Origin of the sequence: Microbacterium imperiale, from assembly GCF_017876655.1 — a bacterium.
Taxonomy (GTDB): Bacteria; Actinomycetota; Actinomycetes; order Actinomycetales; family Microbacteriaceae; genus Microbacterium; species Microbacterium imperiale.
This window is the reverse complement of the sequence record NZ_JAGIOK010000001.1, coordinates 2356482-2375549: the sequence shown is the minus strand read 5'-3', so window position 1 is coordinate 2375549 and position 19068 is coordinate 2356482. Positions and strand designations below refer to the sequence as shown.

The window sequence follows — 19068 nt, the reverse complement described above, 5'->3', positions numbered from 1 at the left end:
CACCGAGCCTAAGCGACCGACGCGGACCGAGGCAATGGTCGAAATCGACCGCCTCGGTCAGGGCCGGTCGCGGTGGCGGGCGACCGCGACCGCGTTCCCGCACCGCGCGGAGCAGTACCGCCGGGTTCCGTTGCGGCTGGTGTCGACGAACGCACGCGGGCACCCGGGCCGCGCACAGAGACCAAGACGCCGTCCTTCGGCCTCCACCACGAAGAGCGCGAGCCCTCCGGCCGTGACCGAGCGGACGCGCCCCACGAGGTCGTCGTCCTCGGGGGTGAAGTGCAGGTGCGGGCGGCGGCCGTCATGAGTCGAGAGATAAGCGGTGCGTGTCCCCTGCTGCAGGAGCCGGTTCACGGCGGCGCAGGTGTCGGCGACGCTCGTGGCGGCGAAGACCTCGCGGACGACGAGCGTCCAGCCGAGGAGTTCGGCGACGGCACGATCGTCGAGCTCGGGACGGCGGATGTCGTGGGCCGCCAGCGCCCGCTGGACCCGAGACCCACTCCACTCGGGCACGAGTCCGACGAGGTGCGCGGCCAGTCGTGCGCCCGTCATGTTGTCATGGTTGAACTGCACTGACCCATTGCAGCATGGTCGAAGCCGTGATGCTCGTCCTCGCGGCCGTCGTGCCGATCGTCCTGATGCTGACGCTGGGCGCAGCATTGCGCCGAACCGCCCTGCGCGACCCCGCGGTATGGCGCGGCATCGAGTGGCTCAGCTACTTCGTGTTCACGCCCGCGCTGTTCGTCGGCTCGATCGGCCGCTCCGACCTTCGCTCCCTCGACCTCGCGCCTCTCATGATCAGCGTGACGGTTCCGCTCGTCGGAGCCGCGCTGCTCGTGCTGGCGCTGCGCCGAGCGCTCCGCATCGACGGGCCGGCGGTCGGCACCATGGTGCAGGGCGCCATCCGCATCAACACCTACGTCGGCCTGACCTTCGCTGCGGCGCTGCACGGCGAGCCGGGCGTGGCCGCCTTCGCCATCGCCAGCGCCGTCGTCGTCCCTCTGGTCAACATCCTGTCGGTGTCGACGCTCGCTCATTACGCGGGCGCCGCCGGCGCCTCGGGAACGCGCGCGATCCGAGAGCTCATCCGCAACCCGCTCATCCTCGGGTGCGCCGTCGGGATGGCGCTGAGCCTCTCGGGAATCGGTGTACCCGAGGCCGTCGCGCCGACGGTGGATCTGCTCGCCTCGCCGGCGCTCGTCGCGGGGACCCTCGCGGCGGGCGCCGCGATCCGGTTCGACGTACGCCGCCGCGACATCGGCGACGTCGCCCTCGCGAGCGGGATCAAGCTGGTCGCGGTGCCGTGGGCGGCGGCGGCCCTCGCGGCCGCATTCGGGGTCACCGGTCCGGGTCTCACGGCGATCGTGCTGATCACCGCACTGCCGACCGCGCCGTCCGCCACGGTCCTGGCCGCACGGATGGGCGGCGACGTCCGGCTGATGGCGTCGATCACCGGCGTGCAGACGCTGTTGTCCCTCGTCTCGCTGCCGGTGGCGCTGCATGTCCTCGCCGGCATCGGATGAGCTCGGTGCCGGGTCAGGAACGCGGGCCCGAGCTCGTCCGCACGACGAGCTCGGTCGGCACCAGGGTCCGCTCGGCCGGCACCGGTCCGCCGTCGATCTCCGTCAGCAGCGCTCGCACCGCCGCTTCGCCGACCCGGGTGAAGTGCTGGCGCACCGTCGTGAGCGGCGGCCAGAAGTTCGCCGACTCGGGAGCGTCGTCGTAGCCCACGACGCTGACGTCGGCCGGCACCGGGCGACCGGCCTCGTGCAGGGCGCGCAGCAGGCCGAGCGCCATACGGTCGTTCGAGGCGAAGACGGCCGTCACGGCCTCGTCGGCGACGAGCGTCCTGCCCAGCTCGTAGCCCGACTCGGCGGTCCAGTCGCCGACCAGCACGTCGGGCACGTGCGCGCCGCGCGTGACGAGCGTGTCATGCCAGGCGACGCGGCGCCGTTCAGCGGCGAAGGACTCCCGCGGACCGGAGATGTGCCACACCGTCTCGTGTCCGAGGTCGAGCAGATGCTCGGTCGCCAGGCGCGCGCCCAGAGCCTGGTCGTTGTCGACGACCGGGTAGGGATAATCGGCGCTCGAGTCGACGACGACGACCGGCAGGCCGGTGGGCAGCGCCAGTTCGGTCTCGCCCAGCCGGTGGGTCTCGATGAGGATGACGACGCCGTCGACCGCGTGCTCGGCCAGGCGCACGAAGGCGCCCGACACGTCGGACTGGGTCGCCGACTGCACGGTGATGACCGTCAGCGAGTACCCGGCGTCGGCCGCGACCGAGGCGACGGCGTCGAGGGTGCGGGTGTTGCCGTAACTGGAGAGCGAGAACATGATCACGCCGATGCTCCGGAAGCGGCCGGACCGCAGCGCCCGGGCCGCGCTGTTGGGCCGGTAGCCGAGGCGATCCATCGCCTCGCGAACGCGTGCGCGCGTCTCGGGATCGACGTTCGTCCGGCCGTTGGCGACCCGCGAGACGGTCTGCCCCGACACCCCGGCCATCGCCGCGACGTCGGCCATCGAGACTTCGCGGCGGCGGGGACGCGCATCGACGCGCGTGGCCGGCTGTGATTCACCCATCTCCGGATCCTCCCCGATGTTGACGTTGACATGCTAGCGCGAGGCGAGTTATGTTTACGTCAACATCCGCGCTCGCCGCCGCGACGCACGCATCACAGAAGAGGCACTGGACGATGACGACCACAACGGCACCCCCTCCCGCCGTGCGCACCGCGCGGAAGCGGCGACGGACCAACGTCGAGCAGCAGGGATGGTTCTTCGTCGGGCCGTTCGCGATCGTGTTCGCCCTCGTCTTCCTCGCCCCGCTCGCCTACGCGCTGTATCTCAGCTTCTTCCGCGAGCAGATCGTCGGCGGCAACGCCTTCGTCGGCATCGAGAACTACGCGACCGCCTTCGCCGACCCCAAGCTGTGGGACGGCTTCGTACGGGTGCTGCTGTTCCTGCTCATCCAGGTTCCGATCATGCTCGTGCTGGCGCTCGGTGCCGCCCTGGCGATCGACAGCGCACGACTGCACGCCGCCGGCTTCTACCGGATCGTGATCTTCCTGCCCTACGCGGTGCCCGCCGTGGTGGCCGTCCTCATGTGGGGCTACATCTACGGCGATCAGTTCGGCCTCGCGGGCAACATCAACGACCTGCTCGGCGCCACGGTCCTGCGTCCGTTCGTCCCGGAGTGGATGATGGTGTCGATCGGCAACATCGTGACCTGGCAGTTCGTCGGGTACAACATGCTGATCTTCTACTCGTCGCTCAAAACCATCCCCGGCGAGCTGTACGAGGCGGCATCCCTCGACGGCGCCGGCGCGTGGCGGACGATCCTGTCGATCAAGATCCCGGCTCTGCGCGGATCCATCGTCATCGCGACGATCTTCTCGATCATCGGAAGCTTCCAGCTCTTCAACGAGCCCAACATCCTCAAGCCGCTCGCACCGAACACCATCACGACGTTCTTCACGCCGAACATGTACGCGTACAACCTGTCGTTCGCGGGCCAGCAGTACAACTACGCCGCCACCGTCGCGATCATCATGGGCGTCATCACGGCGCTCATCGCCTACGTCGTCCAGCTGCGCGGATCCCGACAGGAGATGCGATGACCGCCCCCGCCCTCGCCCGCAGCACGCCGTTCGCGCGACGCAAGTCGCTCGTGCTCACCGTCGTGATGAGCCTGTTCATCCTCTACACACTGCTGCCGCTGTTCTGGCTGATCATCAACGCGACCAAGACCCAGGGCGACCTGTTCACCACCTTCGGCCTGTGGTTCGGCGACAGCTTCAACCTCTGGAACAACATCGTCGAGACCTTCACCTACCGCGACGGCATCTTCGTGCGATGGCTCGGCAACACGCTGCTCTACGTCGTCGTCGGCGCCGGTGGCGCGACGGTGCTCGCGACGATGGCCGGCTACGGCCTGGCCAAGTACAACTTCCGCGGGCGCAAGGCGGTCTTCGCGGTCGTCATCGGGGCCGTCGCGGTTCCGGGAACGGCTCTCGCGGTGCCGACCTTCCTGATGTTCAGCCAGCTGGGGCTGACGAACACCCCGTGGGCGATCATCATCCCCTCTCTCATCAGCCCCTTCGGCCTGTACCTCATGTGGGTGTTCGCGAGCGATGCCGTGCCCACCGAGCTGCTCGAGGCGGCCCGCATGGACGGCGCCAGCGAGATGCGCACCTTCTTCACGATCTCGACGAAGCTCCTCATGCCCGGCATCGTCACGGTGCTGCTGTTCGCTGTCGTGGCCACGTGGAACAACTACTTCCTGCCGCTCATCATGCTGAGCGACCCCGCGTGGTACCCGCTCACGGTCGGCCTGAACCAGTGGAACGCGCAGGCGACCGGCGCCGCCGCGCAACCGATCTACAACCTGGTGATCACCGGTTCGCTGCTGTCGATCATCCCCATCGTCGTCGCGTTCCTGCTGCTGCAGCGCTTCTGGCAGTCCGGCCTGAGCGCCGGCAGCGTGAAGCAGTGAGCCGCGACCACCCGCCCGTCCCTCCCGCACCCCGGGGCACCCGTCCCCATCCACAACAACGAAGTGAAGGAACTCCCATGACACCGATGCGCAAGGGATCGGCGCTGCGTCGCGCCGCATCCGTCATCGCTCTGACCGCGGCCACCGGCCTGGTTCTCGCCGCCTGTTCGTCGGGCGGCCCCGCGGCCGGCGGCGGCAACCCGGACGACCTCGAGGCGGCACTCGAAGCCGGCGGCGAGATCACCTACTGGTCGTGGACCCCCTCGGCCGAGGCGCAGGCCGAGGCCTTCATGGCGAAGTACCCCGAGGTGACGGTGAACGTCGTCAACGCCGGTACGAACACCGAGGAGTACACGAAGCTGCAGAACGCGCTGAAGGCGGGTTCGGGCGCGCCGGATGTCGTGCAGATCGAGTACTACGCCTTCCCCCAGTTCGCGCTGACCGAGGGCCTGCTCGACCTCGCACCCTACGGCTTCGCCGACCTCGAGGACGACTACACCGCCTCGACGTGGAACTCCGTCGACTTCGACGGCAAGGTCTACGGCCTGCCGCAGGACTCGGGCCCCATGGCGCTGTTCTACAACAAGACGGTCTTCGACCAGTACGGCATCGCCGTCCCGACGACGTGGGACGAGTACATCGAGGCTGCGCGCCAGCTGACCGCGGCCGACCCGTCGAAGAAGATCACCAACGACACCGGTGACGCGGGCTTCGCGACGAGCATGATCTGGCAGGCCGGCGGTCAGCCCTTCACCGCCGAGGGCACCGACGTCACCATCGACCTCGCCGACGAGGGCTCGAAGAAGTGGGCCGACACCTGGAACACCCTCGTCGAGGAAGACCTGCTGGCGAGCACGTCGAGCTGGAGCGACGAGTGGTTCACGGGACTCGGTGACGGCTCGATCGCGACCCTGATCATCGGCGCCTGGATGCCGGGCAACCTCGTGTCGTCGGTGCCCGACGCCGCGGGAGACTGGCGTGTCGCGCCGATGCCGACCTACGACGGCACGCCCGTCTCCGCCGAGAACGGCGGCGGCGGCCAGGCCGTGACGAGCCAGAGCAAGAACCCCGCGCTGGCTGCGGCGTTCCTCAAGTGGCTCAACAACGACGAGGAGAGCCTGACGATCTTCGCCGAGAGCGGCGGGTTCCCGTCGACGAACGCGCAGCTGGAGTCGGACGAGTTCCTCGGCCAGGAGGCCGAGTACTTCGGCGGCCAGAAGATCAACGAGGTGCTCGTGCAGGCGGCGAAGGACGTGCGTCCGGGCTGGCAGTACCTGCCCTTCCAGGTCTACGCCAACAGCATCTTCGGCGACACCGTGGGCCAGTCCTACGCGTCGAAGTCCGACCTGAACGAGGGCCTCGCCACCTGGCAGGAGCAGCTCGTCCAGTACGGCAACGACCAGGGCTTCACCGTCAACCAGTGATATCCGACGGGGGCGGGTCGCATCGAGCTTCGATCCGGCCCGCCCCTCGCCATGTCCAGGAGAACAGAGCATGACCTCCCCCACCCGCATCGCGGTCGACACCGCCGCATCCGGCCCCGACGTGCCCCGGCGCATCTTCGGCACCTTCGTCGAGCACATGGGCCGCTGCGTCTACGACGGCATCTTCGAGCCCGGCCACCCCACCGCGGATGCGGCGGGTTTCCGCGGTGACGTGCTCGAGCTCGTGCGCGAGCTGGGCGCCACGGTCGTGCGCTACCCCGGCGGCAACTTCGTCTCGGGCTACCGCTGGGAGGACGGCGTCGGTCCGCGCGACGAGCGTCCCGTGCGCCTCGACGCGGCGTGGCACAGCACCGAGACGAACCAGGTCGGGCTGCACGAGTTCGCGGCATGGGCCGAGCAGGCCGGCCTGGAGGTCATGGAGGCGGTCAACCTCGGCACGCGCGGCGTCGCCGAAGCCGCCGAACTGCTCGAATACACCAACCACGCCGGCGGCACGACGCTGAGCGAGCAGCGGCGGCGCAACGGACGCACCGAGCCGTTCGGCATCCGCCTGTGGTGCCTCGGCAACGAGATGGACGGCCCCTGGCAGATCGGCCACAAGACCGCCGACGAGTACGGCCGCCTCGCCGCGGAGAGCGCCCGCCTCATGCGGTTCATCGATCCCGACATCGAACTCGTGGCCGCGGGCAGCTCCAACCACGAGATGCCCACCTTCGGCGAGTGGGAGCGCACGGTGCTGCGCCACACCGCCGGTCTCGTCGACCACATCTCGGTGCACGCCTACTACGAAGAGAAGCCGGGCGATCCGGCGAGCTTCCTCGCCTCGGGTGTCGGGCTCGACCGCTACCTGTCGGAGGTCGCCGACATCATCGACGAGGTCCGCGCCGAGCGCGGCATCGAGAATCCCATCGGGATCAGCGTCGACGAGTGGAACGTGTGGAACCAGACCCGGTGGAACGAGGTCGACAAGCCCGCCGTATTCAGCGGTGACTGGCCCGTCGCCCCGCGCCTCATCGAGGACGACTACACCGTCACGGATGCCGTCGTCGTCGGGTCCCTCCTCATCACGATGCTGCGCCGCGCCGATCGCGTATCGATGGCGAACCTCGCGCAGCTCGTGAACGTCATCGCCCCGATCCGCACCGAGCCGGGCGGCGCGGCCTGGCGGCAGACCACCTTCTTCCCCTTCCAGCTGACCGCGGCCGCGGCATCCGGTCGGGTCGTCGTGCCCGCCATCGAGGCGGCCGCCGTCGAGACGCCGCAGTACGGCGCGGTGCCGGTCGTCGACGCCGTGACGACCGTGGACAGCGACGTCGTCACGCTCTTCGCCGTGCACCGCGGTCTCGACGAGTCGACGACCCTGAGCGTCGAGCTCGACCGCGACGCCGTCGACGCCGACGCCGTCGTCGTCACCGTCCCGGACGGCGGCGACCGTCACACTGTCAACTCCGCGGACGACCGGCCGGTCGCGCCGGCACCGCTCGCGGTCGCCGTGAGCGGGCGCATTCTCACCCTGACCCTTCCCCCCATCGCCTGGACGCGCGTGATCGTGCGCCTGGCACCCGCAACGAATCGAGAGACATCGTGACGACCTTCGCCATCGGCGACACCGACTTCCTCCTCGATGGGCGGCCCCACCGGGTCATCGCGGGAGCCCTGCACTACTTCCGCATCCACCCCGATCATTGGGCCGACCGCATCCGCAAGGCACGGCTCATGGGGCTCAACACGATCGAGACCTACGTCGCGTGGAACGCCCACGAGCCGGTGCGGGGCGAATGGGATGCCACGGGCTGGAACGACCTCGGGCGCTTCCTCGACCTCATCGCGGCCGAGGGCATGCACGCGATCGTCCGCCCCGGCCCGTACATCTGCGCCGAGTGGCACAACGGCGGCCTGCCGGTCTGGCTCACGAGCACACCCGGTATCGGCCTGCGCCGCTCCGAGCCGCAGTACGTCGAGGCGGTCAGCACCTACCTGCGCCGCGTCTACGAGATCGTCGCCCCGCGTCAGATCGATCGCGGCGGCAACGTCGTGCTCGTGCAGATCGAGAACGAGTACGGCGCCTACGGGTCCGACCACGACTACCTCCGCACGCTCACCGACCTCACCCGCGCCTGCGACATCACCGTGCCGCTGACGACCGTCGACCAGCCCGAGCCGCACATGCTCACGGCCGGCACGCTGCCCGACCTGCACACGACCGGATCGTTCGGCTCGCGCGCGACCGAGCGCCTCGCGACGCTTCGCGAGCACCAGCCGACGGGGCCCCTCATGTGCTCGGAGTTCTGGGACGGCTGGTTCGACTGGTGGGGCGGCGTGCACCACACGACGGATGCCGCTGCCTCGGCCGCTGAGCTCGACGCCCTGCTCGCCGCGGGAGCCTCGGTGAACATCTACATGCTGCACGGCGGGTCGAACTTCGGCACCACGAACGGCGCGAACGACAAGGGCCGCTACGCGCCCATCGTCACCTCGTACGACTACGACGCTCCGCTGGACGAGTCGGGCCACCCGACCGAGAAGTTCCACGCGTTCCGCGAGGTCATCGCCCGCTACGCCCCGGTGCCCGACGAGGTGCCGCCGGCGCGGCCCGCGGCTCCCGTGCTGTCGGTCCCCCTGCGGGCGACGGGCGACTGGCTGCCGGCGTCGACCGAGCCCGCGGGCGGGGCGGCCACTCCCCCGGCCTTCGAGGACCTCGGGCAGCTCGGGCCCCTCGTGCGCTACGACATCCCCCTTCCCGCCGGCGCGTTCGGCGAGGCCGGCACCGCCGTGCTGTCGTTCACCGAGGTCCGCGACCTCGCCTGGATCGCGGTCGACAGCGCGCCGATCGGCCGCCTGCAGCGCGCGCTGCACGAGCGGTCGCTGCCGATCCCCCGCGGCGCGCACCTGACGGTGCTCGTCGAGGATCAGGGGCGCGTCAACTACGACGTCCGTCTCGGCGAGAACAAGGGCCTCGTCGGCACCGTCACCCTCGGCGGACGTGAGCTGACCGGCTGGTCGGCGCAGCCCGTCGACCTCGCGGCCGTCGCCGCCGGCATCCCCGCTGCTTCTGAGCAGACGACGGCGGGCCGCACCGGTCTCGCGGGCACGTTCGACCTCGATGAGCCCGCCGACCTCTTCCTCGACACGGAGGCCTGGAGCAAGGGCTACGCGTTCGTGAACGGGTTCTTCCTCGGCCGCTACTGGCGCAACGGACCGCAGCGCACCCTGTATGTGCCCGCTCCCGCGACGCGTGCCGGGGCGAACGAGATCGTCGTCGTCGAGCTCGAGCACGTCATCGAGCCCGTCGCCGCGTTCGTCGCCGCACCCGACCTCGGCCACCGCGAGGAGTGAGCGTGAGGCGGCGCCGCTGCGATCGGGCAGGATGGATGTCATGAGCTGGATGGTCACCGGTGGTGCTGGATACATCGGCGCGCATGTCGTGCGCGCCCTCGCCGCGGCGGGTCTCGACCCTGTCGTCCTCGACGACCTGTCGAGCGGGCACGCCGGGTTCGTCCCCGAGGGCGTTCCGTTCGTCCGCGGCTCGATCCTCGACCGTCCGCTCGTCGAGGGCGCCCTGCGCGAGCACGGCGTCGAGGGCGTCATCCACGTCGCCGGCTACAAGTACGCCGGCGTCTCGGTGACCCGTCCGCTGCACACCTACGCGCAGAACGTCGAGGGCACGCGGATCGTGCTCGAGGCGATGGAGACCGCGGGCGTCGACAAGATCGTCTTCTCCTCCAGCGCCGCCGTCTACGGCACCCCCGACGTTCCGCTCGTCACGGAGGACCTGCCCAAGCGCCCCGCATCGCCCTACGGCGAGTCGAAGCTCATCGGCGAGTGGCTGCTGCGCGACCAGGCGGTCGCGACGGCGGACTCTCCCGCACCCCTGCGCCACACCTCGCTGCGCTACTTCAACGTCGTGGGCTCGGGCGACCCGTCCGTCTACGACACGAGCCCGCACAACCTCTTCCCCATCGTCTTCGAGAAGCTGATCGCCGGCGAGACCCCGCAGATCAACGGCGACGACTACGACACCGAAGACGGCACGAACGTGCGCGACTACGTCCACGTCGCCGACATCGCCGCGGCCCACGTCGTCGCCGCCCAGCGCCTCGCGGCCGGCGAAAGCGTCGAGCCGGCCTACAACCTCGGGTCGCAGAACGGTCTGTCGGTCCGCGAGATCATGAACGCGATGGCCCGCGTCACCGGCATCGACTTCACTCCGAGGATCGGCCCGCGTCGCCCCGGCGACCCCGACCGCATCGTCGCCACGGGCGAGCTCGCCGCCCGCGACCTCGAGTGGGCCAACCGCTACTCGGTCGACGAGATGGTGCGCACCGGGTGGGAGGCCCGCCGGGCGGCATCCGTCTGACCAGCCCGCGGGTTCCGCCCGCGCAGGTGAAGCGCAGTTTCGGGAGTGAAGCGCGGCTCGAACCGCGCTCGACGCGCACAAGTGCGCCCGACGCCCGTGCCGCGGCACGCGCCGCGGCTCGGCTCAGGCGCGCGTTGAGCTGGCGCGCACCACGAGCTCGGTCGGCACCGTCTTCAGGGAGGCCGAGGCTCCCGTCTCGATGACCTCGACCAACGCAGCGACGGCGAGCGCGCCGAGGGCGTCGAAGTCCTGGCGGACGGTCGTCAGCGGCGGCCGGTACTCGGCGGCATCCACGACGTCGTCGAAGCCGACGACCGCAACGTCGTCCGGCACCGCGCGACCGGCGTCGCTGAAGGCTCGGAGCAGGCCGAGAGCCATCTGGTCGTTCGCGGCGAAGACCGCGGTGGCACCCGCGAGCGCTGTACCGGCCGCGTGACCGCCGCGCGAGGTCCAGTCGCCGCGGACGACCTCGGGCACCGCGGCATCCGCGTCGATCAACGCCTCGCGCCAGCCGCGCTCGCGCTCTTGAGCCGCGAACGAGGCCGCGGGCCCCGCGAGATGGTGCACCGTCGCGTGCCCCAGCTCGAGCAGGTGCCGCGTCGCCTGTCGGGCACCGTCCGCGTGGTCGGTCTGCACGATGGCGAAGCGATCGTCGAGCGGCGAATCGACGACGACGAGCCGCAGGCCGGCAGGCGGTGCGGTGTCGCGAGCGAGCCGCGTCGCCTCGTTGAGCGCGATCGCTCCGTCGACGCCCTGGTCGCGCAACTGGGCGAAGGCCTCCGCGATGTCGCGCGCACCGGCGACCGTCACCACGGCGAGGGCGTAGTCGCGCTCCCCCGCCGCGTCGGCGATGGCCTGCAGCATGCGGGAGTTGCCGACCGAGGCGAGAGTCGAGACGACGAGCCCGATCGTGCGGGTCTGGCCGGTGCGCAACGCGCGGGCGGCGCGATGCATGCGGTAGCCGAGCGCCGCCATGGATGCCTCGACGCGGGCTCTCGTCTCGGGATCGACGCGCGGGCTGCGGTTGGCGACGCGCGAGACGGTCTGCGCCGAGACGCCGGCGTGTGCCGCCACCTGGGCCATCGACACGCGCATGTCGGTCCTTCCGTCGGGTGTGTTGACGATAGCACGACCGGAATGTAGCGTGTTATCGTGAACATGATCAGCCCCACGGCGGTGCCGCTCGGCGCGGGCGTCGTCAAACGCTCCACGCGACTCGACGACGGCCGCGAGCTCATCTACTACGACGACCCCGACACGACGCTCGGCCCCGAGCGCGCGGTCGACGCCCGCACCCTCGACCCGCGTCCCGAGACCGCGACGATGCGGCAGGACGTCCTGACCGGTGACTGGATCTCGATCGCCGCATCGCGCCAGAACCGCGCCTTCCTCCCCCCGGCCGAGCTCGACCCGCTCGCCCCGCAGACGCCGACCAACCCCTCCGAGATCCCCTCGCGCTACGACGTCGCCGTCTTCGAGAACAAGTCGCCGTCGTTCGGCCCCGCCCTCGCCGAGGCGTTCGACGGCGTGCCCGCGGCATCCGATCCTCCGCGGGGCATCGAAGACCTCACGCACCTGGGCCTCGGGCGCACGCGCACGAGCGTCGGACGCACCGAGGTCGTGTGCTTCTCGCCCGAGCACGCCGGCTCGTTCGGCACGCAGACGGTCACGCGCGCCCGCACCGTGATCGAGGCGTGGGCCGACCGCACCGCCGCCCTCTCGGCGCTGCCCGGCATCGAGCAGGTGTTCCCGTTCGAGAACCGCGGCGAGGCGATCGGCGTCACGCTGCCGCATCCGCACGGGCAGATCTACGCCTACCCGTACCTCACGCCGCGCACGACGCGCCTGCTCGACTCGATCGACCGCACCGCACCCGACCTGTTCCAGCGCATCCTCGAGTTCGAGCAGGCGGGTCCCCGGGTCGTGCTCCGCGGCGAGCACTGGACGGCGTTCGTGCCGTTCGCGGCACGCTGGCCGATCGAGCTGCACGTGCTCCCCCACCGCCACGTCGCCGACTTCGCCGAGACGAACGAGGCCGAGCGCGACGAGCTCGCGCCGCTGTACCTGCGGCTGCTGCGCGGCATCGACGCACTGTACGAGACGCCCACGCCCTACATCGCGGCGTGGCATCAGGCGCCGGTGCGGCACGCCCGCGACACCGCGCGTCTGCACCTGCAGCTCACGAGCCCGCGCCGCGCCGCCGACAAGCTGAAGTTCCTCGCCGGGTCCGAGGCCGCCATGGGCGCCTGGATCGGCGACATCCCGCCCGAGACCGCTGCCGCACGCATCCGCGAGGCCGTAGAAGGAGTGACCCTGTGACCGACACCGATCCGCACACCCAGGCGCGCGACCTCCTGACCTCGCTCGGCACCACCGTGGCCAGCGAGTGGTCGGCACCGGGCCGCGTCAACCTCATCGGCGAGCACACCGACTACAACGACGGCTTCGTGTTCCCGTTCGCGACACCCCACCGCACGCACGTCGCCCTCGCCCCCCGCGCGGACGGGCGCCTGCGGGTCATCTCGACGTTCGACACCGTGCCGGTCGAGGTCGCGATCGCCGACCTCGACGCGATCTTCCCGACCGTCGACGGCGAGCACGCTGTGCCCGAGTGGTCGGCGTACCCCCTCGGCGTCGCGTGGGCGCTCATTCAGGCCGCCGGCGCAGACCCGACCACGCTGACCGGTGCCGACCTCGCGTTCGCGTCGAACGTGCCGGTCGGCGCGGGCCTGTCGTCGTCCGCGGCGATCGAGGGCGCCACCGCCTCGGCGCTGAACGAGCTGTGGAGCCTCGGACTCGACCGCGTCGCGCTCGCGCAGGTCGGCCGTCGCGCCGAGAACGAGGCCGTCGGAGCACCCACGGGCATCATGGACCAGATGGCGTCGATGCTCGGCGAGCCGGATGCCGCCACCTTCCTCGACTGCCGCTCGCTCGAGACCGACGAGGTCGAGCTCGGCTTCGCCGCCGCGGGTCTGTCGCTGCTGGTCATGGACACGAACGTCAAGCACGCGCACTCGACCGGCGGCTACGGCGAGCGCCGCGCGTCGTGCGAGAAGGGCGCGCGGGTCATGGGCGTGCCGATGCTGCGCGACCTGTCCGTCGCCGATCTCGACCGCGCCGCCGAGCTGCTCGACGACGTCACCTTCCGGCGCGTGCGCCACATCGTGACCGAGAACCAGCGCGTGCTCGACACCGTCCGCACCCTGCGCGAGCAGGGGCCGCGGGCGATCGGATCGCTGCTGGACGCCTCGCACGCCTCGATGCGCGATGACTTCGAGATCTCCGTCCCCGAGCTCGATCTCGCCGCCGACACGGCCGTGGCCGCGGGCGCCATCGGAGCCCGGATGACCGGCGGCGGCTTCGGCGGCGCGGCGATCGCGCTCGTCGAGACGGATGCCGTCGACACGGTCACCCGGGCGGTGGAGCAGGCGTTCGCCGACGCGGGCTTCACGGCACCGACGATCTTCCCGGTCACCCCGTCCGCGGGCGCCCGACGCGACGGCTGACCCCGACTCGCCGGTCGGCGCACGAGAAGAGGGGGGATGCCGTCGCGGCATCCCCCCTCTTCTCGTCCGTCCGAAGACTTACTTGAAGGCGTCCTTGACGTCTTCGCCCGCCTTCTTCGCGTCGGCCTTGACCTGGTCGGCCCGGCCCTCGGCGGCGAGCTTGTCGTTGTCGGTCGCGTTGCCGATGGCTTCCTTCGCCTTGCCGGCGATGTCCTGTGCGGCGTTCTTGATCTTGTCGTCGAGGCCCATGTCGGGCTCCTTTCTCTCAGAGGGTGTGCCCCGGGATGGGGCGGGGAGGTGTTCGTTCAGGACAGGCGTCGCTGGTCCTGCGCCAGCTTTGCCCGCAGGCCGGTGTGGATGGAGATGTACGTCACCAGCTGCTGACCCGTCAGGGTGCCGAGGTTGCCGACGAGACGTTCGACGGTCTCGGCCACGTGCAGCGGCGAGGTGTTCTGCCGCGGAGTGACGCTGACGTGCAGCACCGGCTCCTTCTTGATGTCGTTCGCGGTGACGCGGGCGCTGAGGATCTCGTCGCGGTCGGCGAGCGCGTTCTTCAGCGCGTCCGCCGCGAAGCCCTCGGTGACGGTGATGCGTCCCCGGTCGCTCTCGGCTCCGGTCGCCCGCAGTGCCGTGCGGCGCCGCCCGTGGATGCTGCGCACGATCAGCACGATCAGCAGGACGACGAGCAGTGCGAGAGCGGCGAGCACCCCGATGGCCAGCCAGGTGAGGTTCGTGCCCGCGATCGCGGTCGCGTCCCAGGCCTGCTTCGCCCAGTCCTCGGCGCCGGCGCCGACCGATGTCCACGCGTCGGCCGCGGCGGGCACAGCGACCCCGGCGATGATCCCGCCGCCGATGACGATCAGCACGAGGCCGAGGACCAGGAGGATCGTGCGGTTCACGGCACGGTTGGTGTTGTTCATGCTTTCTCCTCCTGGTCGCGGGGCCGGTCGACGCGCACCGCGGTGCGCAGCTTCGAGGCGATCCGGTACGACGAGAGCTCGGCGTCGACCACGCTGCGGACGTTCCCCTCGTCGACGGGCACTCCCACCGCCGGGGTGAGGGTGACGTCGACCGAACGGTGACCGACGCCCACGCGCACCTGATCGCGCGGCAGACCCGTGTCATCGCTCACCCGCTGCGCGATCGCCGAGGCGATCACGCCGTTGTCGGCGACGACGGCGTTCTCACCCACGACGAGCTGGTGCTTCGACAACCGCCCGGGAGCGATGGCCAGCACCACGAGGATCAGGCCGAGCACCGCGATGACAGCGCCGATCGCGATGCTCGCACCCGCGGGCACCTGTGTCGGCAGACTCACGACGGCCCCGAGAGCGGCGGCGGGTCCGAGCAGCAGCGCCGGCTGGCCGGCGAGGCTCAGCACGATCTCGACACCGACGTAGACGAGCGCGAGGATGACGAGGACGACGGCGACGATCATCGCGACGGTGCGCGGCGAGTGCGTCTCACGCCGCACGACGCGGCGCAGCACGGGACTGCTCATCGGACTCTCCTCCTTGCGGGTGTCGTGGCGCCGGATACGGTGATGTCGACGCGGGTGACGGGCTTGCCCAGCACTCGGCTGAGTTCCTCCTGCACCTGGCGCTGCGCCTCACGGGCCGTGTCGACGACGGCCCCGGCGGCTCGCACCGCGTCGGTGTCGTCGAGGGACGGGACGGGGAACGGAGCCTGAATGCGGACGGCCACCCCACCCCGGTGATCGGATGCCGTGACCGACACGCGGTCCACGTCCACTCCGATGACCTGGGATGCGATCTGCTCCGAGACCTTCCGCACCACGCGCTCGCGCACATCGACCCGTCCGGCGAGACCGGACGCCGCGCCGGTGGCGGCCGTGACGCCGCCACCGGGACGGATGGCCTCTGCAACGGTCATGACGAGGTGCGCCGCCCGGTCAGCACGTCGGCCAGCCCGCGGACGTCGAGCTTGCCGGACGCGATGCGGCCGACCGCCGCGCCGATCGCCATGAAGAGGGCGACGAGGAGGAATCCCCAGAAGCCGAACAGCAGGGCGGCGGCGGCGAGGATGGCGCCGATCAGCGCACCCGAGACGGTGGCACTCATGCGACGCGCGACTCGGACTCGTCGTCGTCGTCAGCGCCGGCGATGTGCACGTCGTTGACCTCGACGTTGACCTCGACGACCTCGAGGCCCACGAGTCGGCTGATGGCACCGGCGACGGCGGCACGGACGTTGTCGGCGACCTCCTGGATCGGCGCGGGGTACTCGACGACGATCGTGAGGTCGGCGGCGGCCTGGGTCTCGCCGACCTCGACCTTGACGCCCTGCGACAGGTCGGTGGCGTTGATGGCGTCGCGGATCGCGCCGAACGCGCGGGCTCCGCCGCCACCGAGCGCGTAGACGCCGGTGACCTCGCGAGCCGCGATACCAGCGACCTTCGCCACCACGGCATCGGCGATGACGGTCTTGCCCGCGGCCTCGGTGTCGGCCGGAACCCGCGTCGCCGAGAACGAGCGGTCGACGCGCGAGCCCGATGCGGCGTTGGCGGTCTTGGGGGTCTCAGCGACCGGAGCGGTGTTCTTCTGGTCCTCAGCCATGACGTTTCCTTATCTGTCTGCGTTGTCCGATGCAAGCTCTCCGCTCGACATTCGGTGAGCGTTACGTTCGCTCTACAGATGAGAGGGCGACCGGTTCGGATTCGTCACAAAAAAGTTGGAAACGATTTTCTGGGGGGACGATGCGGGACGACGACGCGCCTGACGGCGGCCTGCGCGCCGCGCCCGACGGCATCCTCGCCGCCCGCGCGGCCGACGGCGACGTCGAGGCGTTCGAAGCCCTGCTGCACCGGCACACGCGCATCGTCCGCGCCTTCGTGTACCGGATCGTGGGAACCGTGTCCGAGACGGACGACGTCGTCCAGGAGGCGTTCCTCACCGCCTGGCGCCAGCTGTCGACCCTCAACGATCCGAATGCGGTGAAGGCGTGGCTCATGCGGGTGGCGAGCCGCGAGGCGTACGCCCACCTGAGAAAACGACCCGCCCATGACACACTGGACGGGTTCGACAGAGCCGCGGAGTCGGGTCTCCTCCCTGAGGCGGCCGCGATCCGCAACGCACAGCTGCAAGCGCTCTCCCTTGCACTCGATGCGCTGCCGGAAGCCCAACGCCGCTGCTGGCTGCTCCGAGAAGTCGGGTCACTCAGCTATACAGAGATCGCAGAAGAGATGAAGCTCCCTGTCAGCACCGTCCGCGGAAACCTCTCCCGCGCCCGCGCGAGCATCACGATCCAGATGGCGGGGTGGCGCTGATGTCCGCGGACCCGGTCGTGCTCGACTGCGGCAAGACGATCGACGAGATCAGTGACTATCTCGAGAGCGGACGTGCGCCCTACGATGCCGAGATCGAGACCTGCCCGGAGTGTCTCAACGCCCTCGATGCCCTGTCGCGTGCCGGCCGCCTCTCGCGCGAGCTCATCGCCGCTGATGCCGCCGACCTGCCTGAGCCGTCGGAGAACTGGTTCCACGGTGTCATGACGGCGGTGCGCGCTGAGTTGCGTGCCGGCCGGTCGATCCCGCTGTCCCACCCCGACCCGCGCGTGTCGATGACGGTCACCGAGGGCGCGGTCCAGGCGCTCATCCGCGCGAGCGGCGATGCCATCGAGGGCGTCTACATCGGGCACTCGCGGATCGTCGGCGACGTCGAGGTGCCCGACGCGCCGATCGAGATCGACATCACCGCCTCGGTCGCGTGGGGCAGCTCGCTGCCCGCCGCCGCCGGCGCCGTGCGCCGCGCCGTTTCTGAGGCGCTCGCCCAGCACACCGAGCTCAACGTCACCGCCGTCGACGTCACCGTCGAAGATCTCCACCGTCCCTTCCCGCCCAAGGACACCGCATGATCGCGCCCGAGCCCGTCGCCGAACCGACAGCCCCGCGTCCCCTCGCCGAGATCCCCGGGGTCGGCGCCGTGCACGACCCCCGCCCGCCGCTGGCTCGTGTCCTCGGCGCCGCGAGCAGCGCTCTTCGCATCGACACCGTGCCGCCGGCGGACGGCGTGTTCGTCTCGGCGGATGCCGACGGGATGACCGCGGCGGCTGCCGTCACGGTCAGCATGTCGGCACGCACACCGGATGTCGCGCGCGCCGTCGCCGACGAGCTGCGCGTGCAGCATCCGGGTGCCGACCGGATCACCGTCCAGGTCCGCCGTATCGCGTAGCCCCCGCGCCCCCCGGCGCCGAGCGCAGGCGCCTTCCGACCTCGAGCGCAGGCGCCGCCGTGTTAGCGTCTCCTTTTGTGACTACGGCTGTACTAACAAAAAGGCGGTGGCCTCGTCGGCTCCTGACGGTGCTCGTCGTTCTCGTCGTCGCCGTCGGCGCATCAGTGACGATCGAGCAGGCGCAGGCGGCAGCGGGACGCGCGGAGCACCCGATGCCGGGCGCGCTCGTCGACGTGGGCGGCCACTCCCTGCACGTGGTTCGCGCGGGTGAGGGCGGACCCACCGTCGTGCTCGAGGCCGGCAGCGGCGAGGTCGCCTCGGGCTGGCAAGCGGTGGCGACAGCGCTCGCGGACGATACCACCGTCATCCGGTACGACCGCGCCGGCACCGCCTGGAGCGAGCCGGCCGGCACTCCGCGCACGGCCGACGCCATCGTCGCGGAGTTGCACACCGGGCTCGATAAGATCGGGGCACCGAAGCCGTACATCCTCGTCGGACACAGCCTCGGCGGGCTCTATGTCCGCGAGTTCGCACGGCAGCACCCCGACGACGTCGCGGGACTCGTGCTGGTCGACGCCCGCCCCGAAGACGACGCCCGCCGTACCGCCGAGCTGGTGCCGAACGGCGCGGGAACGGCGGCGCTGCCGACCTGGATCCCGTCGCTGCTGAAGGCGACCGGGGTGCTCCGGCTCGGGCAGGGCGTGCTCTTGGACGGCCTGGTCCCCGCGAGCCAGCGACGCGAGTTCCTCGACGTCACGGCGTCGCCCACCTACTTCGCCACGCAGCGGGAGGAAGCCGACCTCATCGGGCCGACCGAGCAGGCATTGCGCGATCAGGACCTCGGCGCGCTGCCGGTGCGCATCATCACGCGAGGCCTGCCGCAGGACTACGCCGCCGCCGGCATCGACGCGGGAACCGGTGCCGAGCTCGAGCGCATCTGGCAGGACGGGCAGCGCCGCATGCTCGCCCTGTCGACCGACAGCCGCCTGGTCGTCGCGGAGCGCAGCGGGCACCTGGTGCCGGCAGAGCAGCCCGAGATCATCGTCGCCCAGGTGCGCGAGCTTCTGGGAGAGTAGACG

General features: G+C 70.7%; 22 protein-coding genes. 13 read left to right on the top strand and 9 right to left on the bottom strand.

Annotated features, from left to right (window positions below; all coding sequences use genetic code 11):
• Positions 1-57: 57 nt before the first annotated feature.
• The gene (locus tag JOF37_RS11600) at positions 58-552 is read right to left on the bottom strand and encodes a CGNR zinc finger domain-containing protein (protein WP_210006957.1); all 495 of its coding nucleotides are present in this window, start codon (positions 550-552) and stop codon (positions 58-60) included.
• A 35-nt stretch (positions 553-587) separates the two neighbouring features.
• On the opposite strand from JOF37_RS11600, the gene JOF37_RS11595 reads away from it, so the two are divergent.
• Entirely contained in the window at positions 588-1523 is a 936-nt protein-coding gene (locus JOF37_RS11595; protein ID WP_210006956.1) for an AEC family transporter, read from the top strand.
• A gap of 13 nt (positions 1524-1536) precedes the next feature.
• On the opposite strand, the gene JOF37_RS11590 is transcribed toward JOF37_RS11595, so the two are convergent.
• Positions 1537-2580 carry a LacI family DNA-binding transcriptional regulator gene (locus JOF37_RS11590; RefSeq protein ID WP_245338154.1) on the bottom strand — a complete coding sequence of 348 codons (1044 nt, stop codon included), beginning with the start codon at positions 2578-2580 and terminating at the stop codon, positions 1537-1539.
• Positions 2581-2693: 113 nt separating this feature from the next.
• Between JOF37_RS11590 and JOF37_RS11585 the strand changes: the two genes are divergently transcribed.
• The 6 genes from JOF37_RS11585 to galE all read left to right on the top strand — a co-directional run bounded on the left by JOF37_RS11585 (position 2694) and on the right by galE (position 10294).
• Entirely contained in the window at positions 2694-3617 is a 924-nt protein-coding gene (locus JOF37_RS11585) for a carbohydrate ABC transporter permease (protein ID WP_210006955.1), read from the top strand.
• Positions 3614-4492 carry a carbohydrate ABC transporter permease gene (locus JOF37_RS11580; protein WP_210006954.1) on the top strand — a complete coding sequence of 293 codons (879 nt, stop codon included), beginning with the start codon at positions 3614-3616 and terminating at the stop codon, positions 4490-4492. The genes JOF37_RS11585 and JOF37_RS11580 overlap by 4 nt, the downstream gene beginning before the upstream one ends.
• Before the next feature lie 86 nt (positions 4493-4578).
• A complete protein-coding gene (locus tag JOF37_RS11575) occupies positions 4579-5916 on the top strand; it encodes an ABC transporter substrate-binding protein (RefSeq protein ID WP_210007788.1) in 1338 nt (445 codons plus the stop codon).
• A 70-nt stretch (positions 5917-5986) separates the two neighbouring features.
• Positions 5987-7525: an arabinosylfuranosidase ArfA gene (gene arfA, locus JOF37_RS11570; protein ID WP_210006953.1), complete on the top strand. Its 1539-nt coding sequence runs from the start codon at positions 5987-5989 to the stop codon at positions 7523-7525.
• A complete protein-coding gene (locus JOF37_RS11565) occupies positions 7522-9273 on the top strand; it encodes a glycoside hydrolase family 35 protein (RefSeq protein WP_210006952.1) in 1752 nt (583 codons plus the stop codon). The genes arfA and JOF37_RS11565 overlap by 4 nt, the downstream gene beginning before the upstream one ends.
• Positions 9274-9313: 40 nt before the next feature.
• Positions 9314-10294 (top strand): UDP-glucose 4-epimerase GalE, encoded by a 981-nt coding sequence (galE, locus tag JOF37_RS11560; protein WP_210006951.1) that lies wholly within the window; start codon positions 9314-9316, stop codon positions 10292-10294.
• A 123-nt stretch (positions 10295-10417) separates the two neighbouring features.
• Here galE and JOF37_RS11555 read toward each other — a convergent pair whose 3' ends face one another.
• Positions 10418-11389 carry a LacI family DNA-binding transcriptional regulator gene (locus JOF37_RS11555; protein WP_245338153.1) on the bottom strand — a complete coding sequence of 324 codons (972 nt, stop codon included), beginning with the start codon at positions 11387-11389 and terminating at the stop codon, positions 10418-10420.
• A 63-nt stretch (positions 11390-11452) separates the two neighbouring features.
• Here JOF37_RS11555 and galT point away from each other — a divergent pair, with 63 nt between their 5' ends.
• Positions 11453-12613 carry a galactose-1-phosphate uridylyltransferase gene (gene galT / locus JOF37_RS11550; RefSeq protein ID WP_210007786.1) on the top strand — a complete coding sequence of 387 codons (1161 nt, stop codon included), beginning with the start codon at positions 11453-11455 and terminating at the stop codon, positions 12611-12613.
• A 35-nt stretch (positions 12614-12648) separates the two neighbouring features.
• Positions 12649-13800 carry a galactokinase gene (gene galK / locus JOF37_RS11545; RefSeq protein WP_210007785.1) on the top strand — a complete coding sequence of 384 codons (1152 nt, stop codon included), beginning with the start codon at positions 12649-12651 and terminating at the stop codon, positions 13798-13800.
• Between the two features lie 78 nt (positions 13801-13878).
• On the opposite strand, the gene JOF37_RS11540 is transcribed toward galK, so the two are convergent.
• From JOF37_RS11540 to JOF37_RS11515, 6 genes are read right to left on the bottom strand one after another with little or no spacing between them, the layout of a single operon-like run.
• Positions 13879-14049 carry a CsbD family protein gene (locus JOF37_RS11540; RefSeq protein ID WP_210006950.1) on the bottom strand — a complete coding sequence of 57 codons (171 nt, stop codon included), beginning with the start codon at positions 14047-14049 and terminating at the stop codon, positions 13879-13881.
• Between the two features lie 56 nt (positions 14050-14105).
• On the bottom strand, positions 14106-14720 hold the full coding sequence (locus JOF37_RS11535) for a hypothetical protein (RefSeq protein ID WP_210006949.1): 615 nt from the start codon (positions 14718-14720) through the stop codon (positions 14106-14108).
• Positions 14717-15301, bottom strand: a complete 585-nt coding sequence (locus JOF37_RS11530) for a DNA/RNA endonuclease G (RefSeq protein WP_210006948.1) — start codon at positions 15299-15301, stop codon at positions 14717-14719. The genes JOF37_RS11535 and JOF37_RS11530 overlap by 4 nt, the downstream gene beginning before the upstream one ends.
• Positions 15298-15693, bottom strand: coding sequence for a hypothetical protein (locus JOF37_RS11525; protein ID WP_210006947.1), 396 nt, complete (start codon positions 15691-15693; stop codon positions 15298-15300). The genes JOF37_RS11530 and JOF37_RS11525 overlap by 4 nt, the downstream gene beginning before the upstream one ends.
• Positions 15690-15881 (bottom strand): DUF2273 domain-containing protein, encoded by a 192-nt coding sequence (locus JOF37_RS11520; protein ID WP_023952539.1) that lies wholly within the window; start codon positions 15879-15881, stop codon positions 15690-15692. Before JOF37_RS11520 ends, JOF37_RS11525 begins: the two co-directional genes overlap by 4 nt.
• Positions 15878-16375, bottom strand: coding sequence for an Asp23/Gls24 family envelope stress response protein (locus tag JOF37_RS11515; protein ID WP_210006946.1), 498 nt, complete (start codon positions 16373-16375; stop codon positions 15878-15880). The genes JOF37_RS11520 and JOF37_RS11515 overlap by 4 nt, the downstream gene beginning before the upstream one ends.
• Before the next feature lie 140 nt (positions 16376-16515).
• Between JOF37_RS11515 and JOF37_RS11510 the strand changes: the two genes are divergently transcribed.
• The 4 genes from JOF37_RS11510 (at position 16516) to JOF37_RS11495 (ending at position 19065) form a co-directional block, all read left to right on the top strand.
• A complete protein-coding gene (locus tag JOF37_RS11510) occupies positions 16516-17085 on the top strand; it encodes an RNA polymerase sigma factor (protein WP_210006945.1) in 570 nt (189 codons plus the stop codon).
• Positions 17085-17672, top strand: a complete 588-nt coding sequence (locus JOF37_RS11505; RefSeq protein ID WP_210006944.1) for an Asp23/Gls24 family envelope stress response protein — start codon at positions 17085-17087, stop codon at positions 17670-17672. The genes JOF37_RS11510 and JOF37_RS11505 overlap by 1 nt, the downstream gene beginning before the upstream one ends.
• The gene (locus tag JOF37_RS11500) at positions 17669-17989 is read left to right on the top strand and encodes a hypothetical protein (RefSeq protein ID WP_210006943.1); all 321 of its coding nucleotides are present in this window, start codon (positions 17669-17671) and stop codon (positions 17987-17989) included. Before JOF37_RS11505 ends, JOF37_RS11500 begins: the two co-directional genes overlap by 4 nt.
• A 128-nt stretch (positions 17990-18117) precedes the next feature.
• Complete coding sequence (locus JOF37_RS11495) at positions 18118-19065, top strand: alpha/beta fold hydrolase (protein ID WP_210006942.1); 948 nt, start codon at positions 18118-18120, stop codon at positions 19063-19065.
• Positions 19066-19068 lie beyond the last annotated feature (3 nt).